The 17,198-nt window shown below is 44.7% G+C and carries 18 protein-coding genes; all 18 read left to right on the top strand.

Annotated features, from left to right (window positions below; all coding sequences use genetic code 11):
* Nucleotides 1–220 precede the first annotated feature (220 nt).
* The 18 genes from rpsU to BUA75_RS00285 all read left to right on the top strand — a co-directional run bounded on the left by rpsU (nucleotide 221) and on the right by BUA75_RS00285 (nucleotide 17,197).
* A complete protein-coding gene (gene rpsU / locus BUA75_RS00375) occupies nucleotides 221–403 on the top strand; it encodes a 30S ribosomal protein S21 (protein WP_072872593.1) in 183 nt (60 codons plus the stop codon).
* Nucleotides 404–420: 17 nt separating this feature from the next.
* Nucleotides 421–876 (top strand): GatB/YqeY domain-containing protein, encoded by a 456-nt coding sequence (locus BUA75_RS00370; RefSeq protein ID WP_072872592.1) that lies wholly within the window; start codon nucleotides 421–423, stop codon nucleotides 874–876.
* 234 nt (nucleotides 877–1,110) lie between these two features.
* On the top strand, nucleotides 1,111–1,404 hold the full coding sequence (locus BUA75_RS00365) for a YabP/YqfC family sporulation protein (protein WP_072872591.1): 294 nt from the start codon (nucleotides 1,111–1,113) through the stop codon (nucleotides 1,402–1,404).
* Nucleotides 1,401–2,624 (top strand): sporulation protein YqfD, encoded by a 1,224-nt coding sequence (locus BUA75_RS00360; RefSeq protein WP_072872590.1) that lies wholly within the window; start codon nucleotides 1,401–1,403, stop codon nucleotides 2,622–2,624. Before BUA75_RS00365 ends, BUA75_RS00360 begins: the two co-directional genes overlap by 4 nt.
* Nucleotides 2,625–2,650: 26 nt before the next feature.
* Nucleotides 2,651–3,637 (top strand): PhoH family protein, encoded by a 987-nt coding sequence (locus BUA75_RS00355; RefSeq protein WP_072872589.1) that lies wholly within the window; start codon nucleotides 2,651–2,653, stop codon nucleotides 3,635–3,637.
* 74 nt (nucleotides 3,638–3,711) lie between these two features.
* Nucleotides 3,712–5,826 carry an HD family phosphohydrolase gene (locus tag BUA75_RS00350; protein ID WP_072872588.1) on the top strand — a complete coding sequence of 705 codons (2,115 nt, stop codon included), beginning with the start codon at nucleotides 3,712–3,714 and terminating at the stop codon, nucleotides 5,824–5,826.
* Nucleotides 5,823–6,293 (top strand): rRNA maturation RNase YbeY, encoded by a 471-nt coding sequence (gene ybeY, locus BUA75_RS00345; RefSeq protein ID WP_341350417.1) that lies wholly within the window; start codon nucleotides 5,823–5,825, stop codon nucleotides 6,291–6,293. Before BUA75_RS00350 ends, ybeY begins: the two co-directional genes overlap by 4 nt.
* Entirely contained in the window at nucleotides 6,290–6,814 is a 525-nt protein-coding gene (locus BUA75_RS00340) for a diacylglycerol kinase family protein (RefSeq protein ID WP_072872587.1), read from the top strand. Before ybeY ends, BUA75_RS00340 begins: the two co-directional genes overlap by 4 nt.
* 5 nt (nucleotides 6,815–6,819) lie before the next feature.
* Nucleotides 6,820–7,728, top strand: a complete 909-nt coding sequence (era, locus tag BUA75_RS00335; RefSeq protein ID WP_072872586.1) for a GTPase Era — start codon at nucleotides 6,820–6,822, stop codon at nucleotides 7,726–7,728.
* A 189-nt stretch (nucleotides 7,729–7,917) separates the two neighbouring features.
* Entirely contained in the window at nucleotides 7,918–8,049 is a 132-nt protein-coding gene (locus tag BUA75_RS00330) for a YqzL family protein (RefSeq protein ID WP_072872585.1), read from the top strand.
* A 45-nt stretch (nucleotides 8,050–8,094) separates the two neighbouring features.
* On the top strand, nucleotides 8,095–8,955 hold the full coding sequence (gene recO / locus BUA75_RS00325; protein ID WP_072872584.1) for a DNA repair protein RecO: 861 nt from the start codon (nucleotides 8,095–8,097) through the stop codon (nucleotides 8,953–8,955).
* A gap of 110 nt (nucleotides 8,956–9,065) precedes the next feature.
* Entirely contained in the window at nucleotides 9,066–9,758 is a 693-nt protein-coding gene (gene ccpN / locus BUA75_RS00320) for a transcriptional regulator CcpN (RefSeq protein WP_278247820.1), read from the top strand.
* Nucleotides 9,758–10,579 (top strand): pyruvate, water dikinase regulatory protein, encoded by an 822-nt coding sequence (locus BUA75_RS00315; RefSeq protein WP_072872582.1) that lies wholly within the window; start codon nucleotides 9,758–9,760, stop codon nucleotides 10,577–10,579. The genes ccpN and BUA75_RS00315 overlap by 1 nt, the downstream gene beginning before the upstream one ends.
* A gap of 633 nt (nucleotides 10,580–11,212) precedes the next feature.
* Nucleotides 11,213–13,057, top strand: coding sequence for a DNA primase (gene dnaG, locus BUA75_RS00305; RefSeq protein WP_072872580.1), 1,845 nt, complete (start codon nucleotides 11,213–11,215; stop codon nucleotides 13,055–13,057).
* Nucleotides 13,054–14,220, top strand: a complete 1,167-nt coding sequence (gene rpoD, locus BUA75_RS00300) for an RNA polymerase sigma factor RpoD (protein ID WP_072872579.1) — start codon at nucleotides 13,054–13,056, stop codon at nucleotides 14,218–14,220. The genes dnaG and rpoD overlap by 4 nt, the downstream gene beginning before the upstream one ends.
* 265 nt (nucleotides 14,221–14,485) lie before the next feature.
* Nucleotides 14,486–15,619 carry an acyl-CoA dehydrogenase family protein gene (locus BUA75_RS00295; protein WP_072872578.1) on the top strand — a complete coding sequence of 378 codons (1,134 nt, stop codon included), beginning with the start codon at nucleotides 14,486–14,488 and terminating at the stop codon, nucleotides 15,617–15,619.
* 146 nt (nucleotides 15,620–15,765) lie between these two features.
* A complete protein-coding gene (locus BUA75_RS00290; protein WP_072872577.1) occupies nucleotides 15,766–16,359 on the top strand; it encodes a YdcF family protein in 594 nt (197 codons plus the stop codon).
* Nucleotides 16,360–16,411: 52 nt separating this feature from the next.
* Nucleotides 16,412–17,197: a tRNA (adenine(22)-N(1))-methyltransferase gene (locus BUA75_RS00285; protein ID WP_165611910.1), complete on the top strand. Its 786-nt coding sequence runs from the start codon at nucleotides 16,412–16,414 to the stop codon at nucleotides 17,195–17,197.
* Nucleotide 17,198: the final 1 nt, after the last annotated feature.

Raw genomic sequence — 17,198 nt, 5'->3', positions numbered from 1 at the left:
GCCACCTCGCTTTTTAGGTCGATGGGCTTGTACCGCACGAGTTGCAGTTGCCGAAGAGACCTATTTTTGGTATCGGTATCAGGGTGGACAAAACGTTCTCTAAGAGAATTATGCTGGCAGATAAACTGTCATGAATTGAATTCGTGTTTGACACTCAAAAAAGCGCTATACTATAATACGCCTGATACGTCATTGCTTCGTGCCGGAGGGAGGGAGAAAGATGTCCGAAGTAAAGGTTCGTAAAAACGAATCGTTGGACAGCGCGCTTCGTCGCTTTAAAAAGGCGACGGCCCGGGACGGTGTCTTGGCGGAAATCCGCAAGCGGAAGCACTATGAAAAGCCGAGTGTGGCCCGCAAAAAGAAGTCTGAAGCCGCTCGTAAGAATCGTCGCAAATCTTATTGAGGAAGTGAAGACGTTCCATGGACTTGTCGGCTCGTCTAGCAGAAGATATGAAACAGGCGATGAAAGACAAGGACAAGGTGCGCCTGTCCGTCATCCGAATGATTCGCTCTGCTGTCAAAAATCGTGAAATTGAACTGGGCAAAACGCTTGAGGAAAGTGAAGTCCAGGCAGTTATTTCACGTGAATTAAAGCAGCGTAAGGACTCCCTCCAAGCTTTTGAATCAGCTGGTCGAAGCGATTTAGTCGCTGAAGCCGAAGCTGAAATTGCTATTCTGACTGAGTATTTACCTAAACAGCTTTCAGAAGCTGAGATTCGTGAGATAGCAACCCAAGTGATGAACGAAGTTGGCGCCACTGGGAAAGCGGACACGGGTAAAGTGATGGGGCCATTGATGTCCAGGTTGCGTGGTCAGGCGGATGGGAAACTGGTGCAGAGCGTTGTCGCAGAATTGCTTAGTGGCAAAGAAGCCTAAGCTTCTCAAGACGCAGATATTCATCAGCGCCTGAAATTTGAAGAAATACCATAAAAGAAATCTCTCTATTTTAAACCCGGATGTGTCTATCCGGGTTTTTGTTTTGCCTGTACCACAATAAACACAAGGGCAAGAACTTCTATTTTCTCTCGTCTCTCTGATATTCAAAAGGTGATAGTTAAGTGGACTCGGACATACTTTAAAGAATAGCGTTGCCGAGAAAGGGTGGTACGGTTGTCGCGTTGGACGCAAAAAATGAAGGGTGCTGCAACGGAATGGCTGTCTTTACCACAAGACGTTCTACTCGACGCAAGTAGAGTGACGTGCATCAACGCCTCTGAGATTGTCATTGAACGCCTAGAGTCGCTCCTTCATGTGTCAGCCAACGAAGTATGGTGTGATGTGGGAGATTACCAACTTAAGATTATAGGCAACGATTTCGAAGTGATTTTGCTTACAGCCAGCGAGATTCATATTCGAGGCGATGTTCAGGAAATGAAGTATATCAAAGGTGGCAAAGCAAGATGAAGAAGCCATGGCTAAAATGGTTCCCAGCAGGAAGTGTCATCCTGGAGTTGCGAGGCGAACGTCGTCAAGAAGTCTTGACGCTTCTCCATCGTGCAGGTGTGAAAGTTCGTTCTATTCAATTTTCTACCCATACGTTACGTCTACATCTGGACGTTCGGGAGATTGGTCTTTTATATACATTTTGCAGACGAACACAAGTGAAATTTCGAGTCCTTGAACGTCGTGGGGGAATTTTCATACTGCGCCGTCTTTGGCAAAGACGCGTATTTGCTGGTGGAGCAATTCTCTTTGTCTGCTTGCTCTATGGATTGTCACAAATGGTTTGGCGTGTAGACATTCAGGCTCCGAATGAAGCTATCTATGAATCGGTCCAAGAGGCTGCCCAAGATTCTGGGCTGTATGTAGGCGCATTTCAGCATCATTTGCCGCCACTTCTGCAATTACAGGAAGAGATTCGCGAACAGTCTAAAGATGTAGTGTGGGTTGGAGTGCGAATGGAAGGTTCTGTGGCTAAAATACAGGTCATTCCTAAAATTGAAGCCCCAAAGGCACTGAATCAGACACCTGTGAATATTGTGATTAGTAAACCGGCCGTCATTCTTCATGTATACGCCACACGCGGGCTAACGATGGTGAGGGATGGACAGACTGTTATGCCAGGCCAAGTGGCCATCAGCGGAACCCTGGCCGATGGAGCTGCGCAAGTATCCGCATCTGGAGATGTTCTGGGTGAAGTTTGGTACACCTCAATCGTTCAAGTACCTCTTAAAGTGTCTCAGGGCCGTCTGACAGGAGAATATGTTACTCGCTACTATTTACGGTCCGGTCAGTTTTTGCTGCGTGTATGGGGATTTAGAGAGCCAGACTATCATCATGTGCTCGATGTGCCGAGTCAGACAGATTGGCGCTTGGGTCAATATGTTTTGCCGATTCAATGGGAAACGGTACGTCGTTATGAAGTCTCTCCTAGCCTTTTCCTTAAATCACAGCAGAAAGCAGAAGCTGAAGCATTACAGTTAGCGCGATCGGACGTCGCCACACAAATTGGAGAAGAAGGGCATATTCTTGGTCAGACCGTTTTACACCGAAGAGTCGAGCGTGGTACTCTATATGAGACCATTCTTACAAGAACTGAGGAAAACGTCGGCGTTCCGGCTCCTATACCGCCAGTAACGTCAGGAGAGAATGGTTCTTCACCGTCAACTTCGAGTCATACATAAAGCAAATTGAGGGAGTGGCTCATCGATTGACCTCAGAGACGTCCATACGCAAATGGACATTTGCGAACAATGAAGAAGCTGTTATTGTGCTCGGACCTAATGATTTATTATTGGAACTTATGGCGCAAGCGTTCAAGGCACGAGTGACTACGCGTGGTACGGATATAACCTTTAGCGGCACATCAGTGGAAACAGAACGCATGATTGCCCTGATGCGTACGTTAACTCAACTTTCACATTTAGGAGTTCACTTGACGGACGCTGATTATCGGTATGCTATTGAACTCGCGTTACAGGATGAATTGGAAGAATTGATTCCCATTTACACGACGGAAGTAGCGGTCACTCATAAAGGGAAACCGGTACGTGTGAAGACGCTCGGACAACGGCGTTATGTTGAATATATGAAGCAGCAAGAAATTGTCTTCGGCATAGGACCGGCTGGTACGGGAAAAACCTATCTCGCGGTAGCTATGGCTGTCATGGCATTAAAAAAAGGTGAGGTCAAACGGATTATTCTCACCCGTCCAGCGGTTGAGGCGGGCGAAAAACTCGGATTTTTACCTGGAGATTTGCAGGAAAAGGTCGATCCGTATCTTCGCCCTCTGTACGATGCATTAAATGATGTCTACGGACTTGAACAAGTGCAAAGGGCTATGGAACGAGGTTTAATAGAGGTAGCTCCTCTGGCGTATATGCGAGGTCGGACGCTTGACGACTCGTTTGTCATATTGGATGAAGCACAGAATACGACTGTAGAGCAAATGAAGATGTTTTTGACCCGACTAGGTTTTGGCAGTCGAATGGTGATTACAGGGGATATTACCCAGATTGACTTAGCTGCAGGACGAGAGTCAGGTTTGGTTCAAGCCATTCGTGTTCTATCAGAGGTCAAGGGCATTGCATTTCACTTTTTTAGTCCGTCAGACGTTGTGCGTCACCATTTGGTTCAAAAGATTATTGAAGCCTATGATGCACATGCCAATCTATTGACGAAGACGCAAGGTGTGTAGAATATCTTGCCGATAATGACTGACTGTTTCAAGATGTAATATAGTAGTCTTTGCGTAACAAGGAGATTGAGTGCATGACCACGTCCAAGTGGTATATGGTTTTGCGACGTATATTGGACAATCCAGATTTTCGAGCGTCCAAACGGATTCGCCTGGCCATTTATATGCTGATGGTCATTTTGGTGTACGCCATTCTTCTCTCTTCAGTGCTGCCTCCTAAATATCATCTCGCTGTGGGACAGGTGAGCCCGGTCACCATTCGTTCTCCCATCACCACAGTCAATACTCAGGCAACAGAAGAGGCGCGCCAAGAAGCTATGGCACACGTGCCCAAACAATATGTACAATCGCCTGCAGTATTAGAACAGGCTTTACAACAGATAGACGAGCTATATAATGCAGCGATTTCTGAATCCACAGATAAATCGCTCAGTCAGGCTCAACGTATCGAGTCGCTTCAATCTATTGCCCCTAAAGGGGTGTCGATGGCTACTTTACAGGCGCTTTCAACATTGTCCTCTCAAGATGTAGGCATCTTGCAGAGTGTTTCGGAACGCATTGTCAAAGAACTACTCGGGGTGCCTTTTTATTCTGACTCGCTTCAGCAGGCCAGTTTGTTGGTTGATCGGCAGATGCTCAATTACGACCTGAATCGTGTATCCCGTTTGATCGTGCAAAATGTAGTGAGCAGTGTGCTTAAACCTAACATGATTTATCAAAAGCAGGCTACCGAAGCTGCGCGTGAGGCAGCTGCCAAAAGTGTGGCCAATATAATGATTCATCAAGGCGATGTCATTGTAGCGAAAAATGGTATAGTCACCAACAGTGTCCAAAGTGAACTGATGGATGTAGGTCTTTACAGTGGTCATCCTAATTTCGGCATTGTATTTGGTTTTGCTCTCTACGTTATCCTTTCTGTGGGTTTGCTTGCTGCTTACGTGGAAAGGCGAGATCCGCGTCGCAGGCTGGATAATTTAATGCTTTTGGTTTTACTGATTGTTTTTGTTCTCGTGTCCATTCTGATAGCTTTAACCAAGTCTGTCGTGGACAGCGGTCCTTCAGCAGCTCCTTTTTTGATGCCGATCTCGCTCGGTGCGATGCTGGTATCGGTTATGATGGACGGTTCATTAGCGGGGGTCACGTCATTTTATTTTTCTTTTTTGGTAGCGGCTGCTTTTGGATTTCAATTTGAATATGTGCTGTACAGCTTTATCGGTTCATTGGTAGGAGCCTATAGTGTGGGCCGTGTGACGAGTCGCAGTACGTTTATGCGTGCAGGATTTTTAGTTTCTGGTGTGAATGTGATAAGTGTATTGGCGACTCATTTTATGCAAATGGACAATGGTGCTTCTTTCCATGATTTATCTGTTCATTTGGGGTTGGCGCTTTTAAATGGCGTCTTAAGTGCAGTACTGGTTATGGGGATTTTACCGTTTTTTGAAACGACGTTCGGTTTGTTGACAGCGATTCGTTTGTTGGAACTATCAAATCCTAATCATCCCCTTTTGCGAAAAGTGTTATTGGAAGCGCCAGGCACATATCATCACAGTCTCATTGTCGGCAATTTGGCTGAAGCAGCAGCTGAATTGGTAGGAGCCGATCCACTTATTTGCCGCGTTGGTGCGTATTATCACGATGTCGGCAAGACGAGACGGCCTATGTTTTTTGTAGAAAATCAGATGACCAAAGAAAATCCACACGAAAAGATTGCGCCAAGCCTTTCCCATCTCATCATCACTTCCCATGTGACGGATGGATTGGTCATGTTGCAGCGGGCAGGATTGCCGAAGCCAATTCAAGATATCTGTGCAACTCACCACGGAACGACGATTCTTTGGTATTTTTATAATAAGGCTAAAGAGATGGATAAAAACGGAACAGTACGGGTAGACGATTTTCGCTATCCCGGACCTAAACCTAAAACGCGTGAATGTGCAATTGTCATGATTTGTGATGCGATTGAAGCGGCTGTGCGCAGTATGGCGCGTCCTACGCCCAATCGCGTAGAAGGCGTTATTCGGAAAATAATCAAAGATCGTTTACAGGATGGTCAATTGGATGAATGCGACTTAACCCTGCAGGATTTGGATGTTATGGTCTCGGCGTTTATGAAAACACTGAAAGGGATCTATCATTCGCGAATTGAGTATCCGGATATCGATAAATTGCGTAAGGAAGTGGGAAAATGAGTGAGACTTCACTATCGGTCATTCTAGATGCAGAAGTTGCCGTTCCAGATGAGTTAATGCCGATTGAAGAGTATGTGGAGACTGTACTCATGGCTGCGGCCAAGCATTTGCATTGTTCGGGCGAGGTTTCGGTACTGTTGGTCGACAACAAGACCATTCATCAGTTAAATTTACAGTATCGTAATGTGGACAGGCCAACAGATGTCCTATCTTTTCCTCAGTTAGAGGGGGAGGATATCGGTGGTTTGCCTAACGAACCGATTTTACTGGGTGATATCGTCGTTTCTTTACCCATGGCTATTCAACAAGCAAAGGATTATAATCATTCGTTACGCCGTGAGTTTGGTTTTTTGCTTGTACACGGATTTTTGCATTTGTTAGGTTTTGATCACGGTTCAGAAGAAGAAGAAAAAGAGATGTTTGGCCTGCAGGAAGAGATTTTGCAAAGTCTCCAGCTGACCAGATGATACGAATGCCCATGTCATTGCATACACAGTTCAAAAACCGATCTTTCTTACATTCGTTAGAGATGGCCTATCAGGGCATCCTTAGCAATTTACGAAGAGAACGCAATATGCGCATTCATTTTTTTATTTTTCAGTTACTTTTGGTGTTTGATTTACTTATCCAGCCGACTTGGTGGCAAATCATTTTAGGGCTAATGGCGGCTGGTGGAGTTTTTGCTTTAGAATTGATCAACTGTTCTTTGGAGGCTGTGGTTGACTTACTGGTACAGCATCAATGGAATACTCTGGCCAAAGCTGCGAAAGATGCAGCGGCTGGTGCTGTGTTGGTCTTTGCTTTTATGGCGGCAATGCTGGCTATTGCCTTAGCTTTTGTGAATTGGCCATGGCGTTTAAATCTTATTTTTCATCCGCGCTTTTTATCTACCGGGCTTGTGCTGTTGACTGCTGTACTGAGTTGGATAACTTGGTTTGCCGCCGACAAGCAAAACCTAAAAAACGATGAAGTATGGACAGGAGAGTAATGTAAATGGCTCAAGAGCACCCTGCTTTTCGTTCCGGATTTGTGGCGATTGTTGGTCGTCCGAATGTCGGAAAGTCGACTTTACTCAATCAACTGGTCGGCAGAAAAGTAGCAATTATGTCCAATCGTCCCCAGACAACGCGCCATCAAATTCGCGGTGTAGTGACAACGGATAGTGGACAAATGATTTTTATAGATACTCCAGGTATCCATAAACCCAAACATCGACTTGGAGAAGCGATGGTAGAGACTGCCTTGGCAGCTCTTAGGGAAGTCGATGTTGTGCTCTTTGTAGCCGATATCACTAGTTCGCAAATCGACCAGGATAGACAGATTTTACAGCGTATGAAGGATTTAACAACACCTGTATTTTTGGTATTAAATAAAATCGATGCCGAAGAAAAAGGCAAAATTTTAAGCAAAATTGAGCAATATCAGTCGCTCTATCCTTTTGCCGAGCATATCCCTGTGTCGGCTAAACGTGGCACTCAATTAAATGTACTGACCGAGCAAATCATGTTCGTTTTGCCGGAAGGTCCAAAGTACTATCCTGATCATATGGTCACCGACCATCCAGAAAGTTTCCTCATTGAGGAGATGATTCGAGAAAAAGTAATCCATTTGACTCGTGAAGAAATCCCTCATTCAGTCGCAGTCGTTTTAGAACAAATGGAACAGCGTCCGAGAGGGACTTTATATGTTCAGGCAGTCATTTACACTGAGCGGGACAGCCAAAAAGGTATTTTGATTGGTAAACAGGGGGCTATGTTAAAAAAAGTAGGGGAGTTAGCCCGGGCTGAATTGGAAAGATTGCTTGGCAACAAGATGTATTTGGAATTGTGGGTCAAGGTCAAAAAAGATTGGCGTAATGATGATTCTGTCTTGCGCAGATTTGGTTTTGAGAATCTTTCTTGAATGTCCATCGGGATCGACAAATGGGCATTTATATAGAATCTGTGGTAATTGAGGACAGTTTTGTTTATCAGCCTTCACCAGTTTACCAATGGATTCATAGTATATCCACACCCGTCCTCCACACCCTAACAACAGAAGCGTGTCACGTTTCCGACACCATCCCAATTTCATCAGAGGAGTTGAGTTCGGTTGCGGGATTTTACGTGGCAAATCTTCACGTTGACAGGTGATATTGACGCCTATTTGCTGTACAGGGATTTTACGCAAATACGGGATGTCAAAGATCAGGTTGAAGAAATAGGCTCAGAGTCCGAAGAGTAAAACTCTTGATTTCAAAACACATTGGAAAGCAGAGGGTGGTTCATTGTGCAACTACAATTGCCGGCAAGAGTGTTGCGCAGCCAACCTTATGGGGAGTCTCATGCTATTTTACAATTGCTTTCCGAAAGTGGCACGCTTTCTGCAATAGCTCGTGGCGCTAAAAAACCTCACAGCAAGCTTCGCGCTACTACGCATCTAGGGTCAAAATCCATCTATCAAATGCGTTTGGGTTCGGGGATGGCCACCATTTTGCAGGCAGAATTATTGGAGTCTCCCAAGGGACCACAAGTAAGTGTCGAAAAGGCAGCGTATGCTGCCTACTTTTCTGATCTCGTTCGTCTCTCTGTTCCTGAATACCCTAATGGCAACAAAGAACCTTTTCAGGTGCTCGATCGCATTTATGACCTGATGGAAAATTTAGACGAATCGGATATAAGCATGCTTGCCATGCTTTTGGAAGCTCGGGTCTTGCGCTGGTCAGGCGTCGCTCCTGATGTGGAATATTGCGGGATTTGTGGGAATTATTTAAATGAAGATAAGGTTGATGCTACTCACGGGTATGCAGAACGATTGGGGCAATTTCTCTGTCAGCGATGTTGGAATTCCAGGAATCCACTTTCTGGTGAGCGGGCTATACCTTTGTCTGAAAAAGAGTTAAAAATTTTGCGCGCTCTAATGTGGGTCCCTATTCAAAGACTGGGCCATTTGTATCTATCCGCGCCTATTGTGCAAAATTTGCGGCGCATTCTCCGTTATCACCTTTCAGAATTTGCAGGAATTCGACCGAGATCGGCCAAAATACTTGAAGAAATTCTACTGCCTCTAGCTGAGGGTGATTTAGATAGATTAACTTCTAGCTTTAATTCTTCTCCATTGAGGAAAGAGGACAAGCCTTCTGGTGACTGAATTTTTTGCTGACAGTTTGCTGATTCGTCTGTAAACTTGTGAATAATTCGTTATACTTGCATTGATCAAGTAGTGTGTCAATCAAAACGGCGAGAAAAGAACGGGTTGTGATGGACTTGGAATTGACAAAGAGACAGTCTGCCATTGTTCGTTTGGTGAAGGAACGTGGACCTATTACTGGTGACCAGATTGCCGAAGCACTCTCTGTGGCCAAGGCCACTTTACGGCCTGATTTGTCTGTCTTGACCATGGCAGGCTATCTACAGGCGCGGCCCAGAGTTGGATACACATACACTGGGATGCCTGAACACAGCGAATTGGTCACGGTGCTTCACTCATTGCAGGTCAAGGATTATAAGTCGATTCCGGTTGTCCTTAGTGATAAGAATACGGTCTACGATGCAATTGTTACCATGTTTATGGAGGACGTTGGAACCTTAATAGTTGTTCGCGATGGTCTTTTGCAAGGCGTGGTCTCTCGCAAGGATTTACTGAAGGTCGCCATTAATGGTGGAGAAATGCAGAAAATTCCAATCCATTTGGTGATGACTCGAGTACCTCATGTTGTTACCATTTCACAAGAAGCGACCCTTTATGAAGCAGCCCATTTGATGGTTCATCACGAGATTGACTCGCTTCCTGTTGTCAGGACTGTGGAAGCTAACCAGTTAGAGGTTGTGGGTAGAGTTTCAAAAACCACAATTACCAAAGCGTTTGTAGAACTTGGAGAACCGTCCTCCCGTCAGAACCGTCATTCTGGCGCTCTCGCGGTAAGTCGCGTAGATGAGGAGGAGGAGTCTTAATGTCTGACAAGAATCCGGTTGTCTATCTGGTCTCAGATTCGGTTGGAGAGACGGCAGAGACAGTTGTCCGTGCGGCTGCTAGCCAATTTGACGGTGCTCATATTCAATTGAGGCGATTTGCGCATATTGATAGTGTGGGCTCTGTAGAAGAAATTGTCCGACGAGCTGAATTAGAAGGAGCGATTATTGCTTTTACGCTCATTTTGCCCGAATTGCGTACAGCGTTGAGAGAACAGGCAGCCCAGTACCGTGTTGAAGTTGTAGACATTATGGGGCCTATGGTTGAGGCGCTGGAAAAAGTATATGGATTTGCACCACATCTAAAAGCGGGTTTGGTCCATCAATTGGATGCAGATTATTTTCGTCGTGTGGATGCTATTGAGTTTGCAGTTAAGTATGACGATGGGCGAGATCCGCGCGGTCTGGAAAAAGCTGACATCATTATTGTGGGTGTTTCAAGGACTTCTAAAACGCCGTTGAGCATGTATTTAGCACATAAACGAATGCGTGTTGCCAATGTGCCGCTCGTTCCGGAAATTGCACCACCGGAAGAATTGTTTCGATTGGAAAATCCACACCGTATTGTAGGCTTGACGATACGTCCAGAGGAATTGAATCGCATACGTCAAGCACGATTACAGGCACTTGGCCTGACACCGGATGCAAGTTATGCCAGTCCAGAGAGAATTGAGTTGGAATTGAAATATGCGGACGAAGTGATGAAGAGACTGGGTTGTCCCATTATAGATGTCAGTGATCGAGCTGTAGAAGAAACGGCGCTTTTGGTTTTGGATTTGGTTCATCGTCAGGGACAATTATGATGGATTGTCCTTGCTCTTTGTTGTAATTTTGCTGATTCCGAAGGAGAAGGAATCTGAGCGGATTGACCCCCTTATGTTGGACATGGCTCCCGTTTCGACTTACCTAAAGCTGTACCTGAAATTAAGTTGTTTTGGCTCCGAATTCATCGGAATTTACAAGTATATTGGATACTTGATGAAGAACAAAGTTAAAAGGAATCCATGAGATGAGCAAAGAAAGTATACTCGCGCAGGATGAATCGGACTTATCCAAGAAGCAAACCAAACTCTTTGGGCAGAATGCTAAAAAGCGATTGCTACGAATCTCAAGATAGAATTTAGATATAAATTCACAGGACTTTCAATACACTTGTATAAGGTTTTGTCAAGAGAATTTTGAAAAAAATTTTTAAGGTTGGGCATAGTTGTTAAATATCCTGCCCATGCTAAACGATGAGTACTAAAATTGCATGTTCAGCGGAAGTTTTCGAGCGGTCGAACTCGCCAAAAACTGACAAAGTTGATTTTTATGTCGAAGGAGGAAAATTATCGTCCTTTGTAGAATAGTCTTAAATGAGTACATCGTGGTATATTGCCGCGCAAAACTCGCGCAGCGTTCGGTAAAATGGCACGCCGCGGAGTGGGTGATGGTTGATGCAAAAGTTGCCGAACGAGTTTCTTGAAGAACTGCGGCAGCGAATAGACATAGTCGACATCATCTCAGAGCATGTAGAGCTGCGTAAGACAGGACATTCTTTTACTGGTCTGTGTCCATTTCATAATGAACGCACACCTTCTTTCTCTGTTTCACCCGATAGACAAATGTTTCATTGCTTCGGATGCGGTGCCGGGGGGACTGTTATTCGTTTTGTCATGGAACATGATGGTCTGTCGTTTATGGAAGCAGTTGAAGTGTTGGCAACTCGCGCTGGCATGAGTCTGCCTGCTGGTTTTGTTGTTGAACCAACTATTAACCAACAAAAAACCCAAATTAGAGAACGCCTTCTTCAGGCTAACGAATTAGCAGCTAAATACTATACCCATATTTTAATGAATTCAGATGCCGGAGTGCAAGCCCTTAAGTATTTGAATGAGCGAATGATTCAGAGAACAACGGCTGTAGAATTCCAGCTTGGGTATTCGCCAAATCAAGCCAATATGCTGATGCGCTTTCTCAGCAGGCGCGGATATTCCCCGGAAGAATTGGAGTTAGCAGGTTTGATTGTGCGGGTTGGAGGCGAATGGATCGATCGCTTTCGACATCGTCTCATGATTCCAATTTTTGATATTCGCGGTCAAGTTGTTGGTTTTGGCGGTCGTGCGCTTGAGCCTGGTGTAAAGCCCAAGTATCTCAATACACCGGAAACGCTGATTTTTCACAAAGGTCATTTGTTATTTCAACATGGGAAAGTTCGAAAACAAATCCGCAGCAAGCGTCATGCCTATTTATTTGAAGGCTATATGGATGTCATGGCGGCTTGGCAAGCGGGAATTGATACGGGAGTCGCCAGTCTGGGAACTTCTTTGACACCAGAGCAAGCTAGATTGCTCAAGCGAGATTGTCATTTGGTAACGGTTGTCTATGACGGTGATGCTGCTGGTATCAGTGCTGCCAAAAGAGCTGTTGAAGTTTTTGAGACGGAAGGTTTGGAAGTAAGGATTGTGCAATTGCCGGATGGACGCGACCCTGATGAATTCATTCGTGAATTTGGCACAAAGGCATTTCATCACCAATTGCAGGTTAATGCTTTAACGCCATTGCAGTTTCTTACCCATTCATTGCGTACAACTGCTGATTTGCTCTCTTCCGCTGGCAGGCAGCAATATATGCGCCATGTAATGCAACTTTTGGCAGTGCGTGCTTCTCCCATCGAAAAAGAAGCAGAGTTGCGAAATTTGTCACAGGAATTCAATTTTTCTTTGGATTCTCTAAAGGAAGAAATGCGCATTATCGAGAAAAAAACGCATAGACAACATCGTAGGATTGAGAATAAGGAGACACTGCAGGTTAAACCTCTGGAAAAAGGGTTTATAGAGGCGGGACAACGAATTTTACAGTGGATGATGTTGGATAACGATGCGTTTGCGGAAATAGAATCGCATGCTGTAGATGAGCTTGCCACTCCGGAACAGACAGCTTTGTTAGCTCTTCTCTATCATTGGCGATTGACTTCTGAGACATCGATTGAGACGTTTGTCGATGAATTGGAAGAAGAAGATTTGCGCAAGTTGGCCTCTGCACTATTGATAGACAATTCGGTGCCGTTCGATAAACGTATCTTGGAGGATTATTTGCGCACCATACGAAGCCATATACTGGAACGTTCTTATAAAGAAGCAATCGCTGAAGTTGTGCAGGCGCAACTTGCTGGAAATTCGGCGTTGGCTTTAGAGATAAAGAGTCGGGTCGATGCGCTCATGCGTGAGATGGAGGCTCTAAAGTCCACCCGCTTTTCGGTTGCTGTGAAAGGCGGGGACGAGGAGGCCAGGATGAGATGAAAGGAACGGAAGGAAAACTTCGTGATGAAGAATCTACCCAACTGTTGCAGTCCACAAAAGCAACATTGGTTGATGTCGGGAAAAAACGCGGTTGGTTGACATATGACGAAATTGGCAATCGTCTGGCGGAATTTGCTCTCTCTGCAGACGACATGGATGAGTTTTTTGATCAACTGGCTGAACATGGAATTGAAGTGGTGAATGAGCGTCAGACTGATGATGCTCGTGAATTGGGAGACGAATCAGACGACGATGAAGGTCCCAATCGTTCGGAATTAGAAGAAGAAGCGGACGAATCTTTTGATTTGAATGATTTGTCCATGCCACCGGGGATTAAAATTAGCGATCCGGTTCGTATGTACTTGAAAGAAATTGGGCGTGTTCCTTTGCTCTCTGCTGCTGAAGAAATTGAATTAGCTAAACGGATCGAGCAAGGAGACGAAGAAGCCAAGAGACGTCTTGCAGAAGCTAATTTGCGTTTGGTAGTTTCTATCGCCAAACGTTACGTAGGACGTGGCATGTTATTTTTGGATTTGATACAAGAAGGTAATTTGGGCTTGATTAAGGCTGTGGAGAAATTTGACTACAGCAAGGGCTATAAATTTAGTACGTACGCAACTTGGTGGATTCGCCAAGCCATCACGCGCGCTATTGCCGATCAAGCGAGAACGATTCGCATACCTGTGCATATGGTGGAAACAATTAACAAGTTGATTCGCATTTCTCGCCAACTGCTTCAAGAACTTGGTCGGGAGCCAACTGCTGAAGAAATAGCTGCAGAGATGGATATGACACCTGAAAAGGTGCGAGAAATCCAAAAAATTGCTCAAGAACCTGTTTCGCTTGAGACACCGATAGGTGAAGAGGACGATTCCCATCTGGGAGACTTTATTCCTGATGATGAAGCGCCTGCTCCTGCGGATGCAGCGGCATATGAGTTATTAAAAGAGCAATTGGAAGATGTGCTGGATACCTTAACAGAGCGTGAGGAGAATGTATTGCGCTTGCGTTTTGGTCTCGATGATGGGCGTACTCGCACTTTGGAAGAAGTTGGTAAGGTGTTTGGTGTCACGCGCGAGCGCATTCGGCAAATTGAAGCTAAAGCGTTGCGTAAATTGCGCCATCCTAGCCGCAGCAAACGTTTGAAAGATTTTCTTGAATAAACCATGAGCATGTCAGTGGCTGTAAGAAAATGTCTCCTCAGATACTCAAGATGTCTGAGGGACTTTTTTGTTTATCATTGTGATTGTCATAAAAAGCGGTTTGCCTATAGTCAGCAGGCAGTTTTAGGGTGAACTTGTCACGCAGTTATCAAGCTATCATCCTACAAAATGCAATCTTCAGTATTCTCCGACTTTATACCAACCTATTGCAAGCGCTTTCGTTTGATCGCTATAATTTCTAAGACAGAGTTTGGGAGGGATAGGAGTGGATTTTGACTTTACGCCAGAACAGAAAATGATTCGGGAAACCGTTCGTGATTTTGCGCAGAGAGAAATCAAACCGATTGCAGCGGAATTAGATCGTACCGAACGTTTTCCGATAGAAATTTTCGAAAAGATGGGTAAACTAGGCTTACTTGGCTTGCCCATCCCTGAAGAGTATGGAGGATCGGGTGCTGATTTTATCAGTTACTGCTTGGCGCTTGAAGAACTTGGTCAAGCTTGTGCGGGAACAGCATTGAGTTATGAGGCACATATCTCTCTTGCATCGATGCCGATTTTACATTTTGGAACTGAAGAACAAAAGAAAAAATATCTTGTTCCTTTAGCGAAAGGCGAAGCACTGGGTTCCTTTGGTCTGACAGAGAATGGTGCAGGTTCCGATGCGGGTGGTACTAAAACGACAGCTCGCTTGAAAGGCGACGAATGGGTCATCAACGGTACAAAAATATATAATACCAATGGTGGATATGCCAAATATGTAGTGCTTACAGCATTGACAGACAAAGAAAATCGAGGAATTAGTGCCTTTATCGTTCCTACAGATGCTCCAGGTTTTTCTGTAAGCAAAGCTTATGAAAAAATGGGAATGCGAGCTTCTAATACGGTTGAGTTGATCTTGGAAGATGTACGAATTCCTAAAGAAAATTTATTGGGGCCCTTGCATCGTGGTTTTCGCCAATTTTTAGCCACATTGGACAACGGACGAGTTGCAATTGCCGCATTGGCCATTGGTATAGCCCAAGCCGCTTTTGATACGGCTTTGGAGTATAGTAAAAGTCGCGAACAGTTTGGTAAACCTATATCGAAATTTCAATCGGTTTCCAATAAATTGGCGGATATGGCCATGCATCTTGATTTGGCTCGCAATGCAGTATACAAAGCAGCTTGGTTGCATGATCAAAATCGTCCATACACCAAAGAAGCCGCATTTGCCAAACTTTTTGCTTCTGAAACCTGTACCCAAACTTGTCTTGATGCCATTCAAGTTCTTGGTGGTAATGGATATATGCGCGAATACCCCGTCGAGCGGCATTTGCGTGACGCCAAACTCATTGAAATTGGTGAGGGAACGTCTGAAGTACAGCGTCTTGTCATTGCACGCCAACTTGGGTGCTAATCAATTCTCTTAAAAAGTAAGATAAAGAGTGGACATTCTTTTGGACCGATTCTTTTTATTGAATCGGTCTATTTCTCGATTGTAGAGAATAACGTCTTAGCGTGTACAAAGAGATCGAAAAAAGGGGCTAAAAAGAAGGTGTAAGAATGTGGAAAACCATTCTATTCTTGTTGCTTCTATTCCTATGTGCTCCTTTACTGATTTATCGACTCCTAGCGATTATGGCAGAACAGTTATCGGCACAGGGGCGTAATATTCGGCCTGTTCCAGCAGATGTGGCTATTGTTTTAGGGGCTTTTACAGATGGTTATCGGCCATCTCCACCCTTGATTCGTCGATTGCACGCGGCTATAGACTTATATCGAATGGGGTATATGCAAGCTATTATAGTGAGCGGTGGGCGTGGTCAGGATGAAAAAGTCACAGAGTCACATTCCATGAAACGATTTCTTGTAATGAACGGCGTAGCGCCGCATGTTATTTTCGAAGAACACAAATCTTCCGATACCTGGGAAAATCTTCGCAATTCTTTGTTACTGATGAACAGCTTGGGATTTGCAGACGCCATTATTGTAACAAGTGATTATCATCTGCCACGGGCCCTTGCGGTTGCTAAAAAACTTTCTATTCCTGCCAGCGGGTATGCAGCGAAATCAGGCAAACAGGAGAGACGTTACGCTGTGCGGGAAATTTTTGCTCGTATTCAGTACACTCTCCTTCGAAAATCCTCCTGGACTTAATGTGCATTGCGGTTTTGATTGTCTTTCTTTCCTGAGTTACAATGCGCGTATGATGAATGAAGAACATAAACCTACGATTTCAATTTCTTATCGTCTTTCATGGCTATTGTCACGTATCCCATCTGAAGCAAGCTTGGTGGATGTAGGTACCGATCACGCTTTATTGCCGATTGCAGCTGTACAAATGGGTAGAATTCATACAGCTATTGCCTCTGATGTTGCGGTAGGGCCGGTCGAACGCGCTAGTAAGCAGATTTCACAGGCAGGCCTTACAGATCTCATTGACGTCCGTTTAGGAGATGGTCTCTCGACTGTACAACCTGGAGAAGTGGACACAGTGGTGATTGCCGGTATGGGAGGCTCGACAATAACAGAAATTCTCATGCAATCGCCCTCAGTTGTTGAACACACTCGAATGTTGCTGTTGCAGCCAATGAATGCATATTCTAAGCTCAGACAGTGGCTCTATCAGCATCATTTTTTTCTACAAGATGAGTCAATACTTAAAGAAGATGGCAGGTTTTATCAATGTATACAGGCTATACGCAATGAGTATGCATTTGATGTTGCTTATCAGTTATTTCCAGATGAGTGGGATAAACGGATGGCCTATCAATACGGACCTTTGAATTTACAGCGGCCAACCATAGACGTAGAACAATATTTGCAGGTTGAAATACAGAAATACCAGAACATTCTCCAACAAATGCCACACCCTAACTATAACATTTCGTATCTTCCTCGTTTCGAAACGGACAAGCGTCGTCAAGAATTGCTGGGTGATATTGAGTGGATCAAAAATTGGCAGGCAAAATTATCGAGTGAAAGAGGGGGATGAT

Origin of the sequence: Alicyclobacillus tolerans (assembly GCF_900142255.1) — a bacterium.
GTDB lineage: Bacteria > Bacillota > Bacilli > Alicyclobacillales > Alicyclobacillaceae > Alicyclobacillus_I > Alicyclobacillus_I tolerans.
This window is presented reverse-complemented; position numbering and strand designations above follow the sequence as displayed.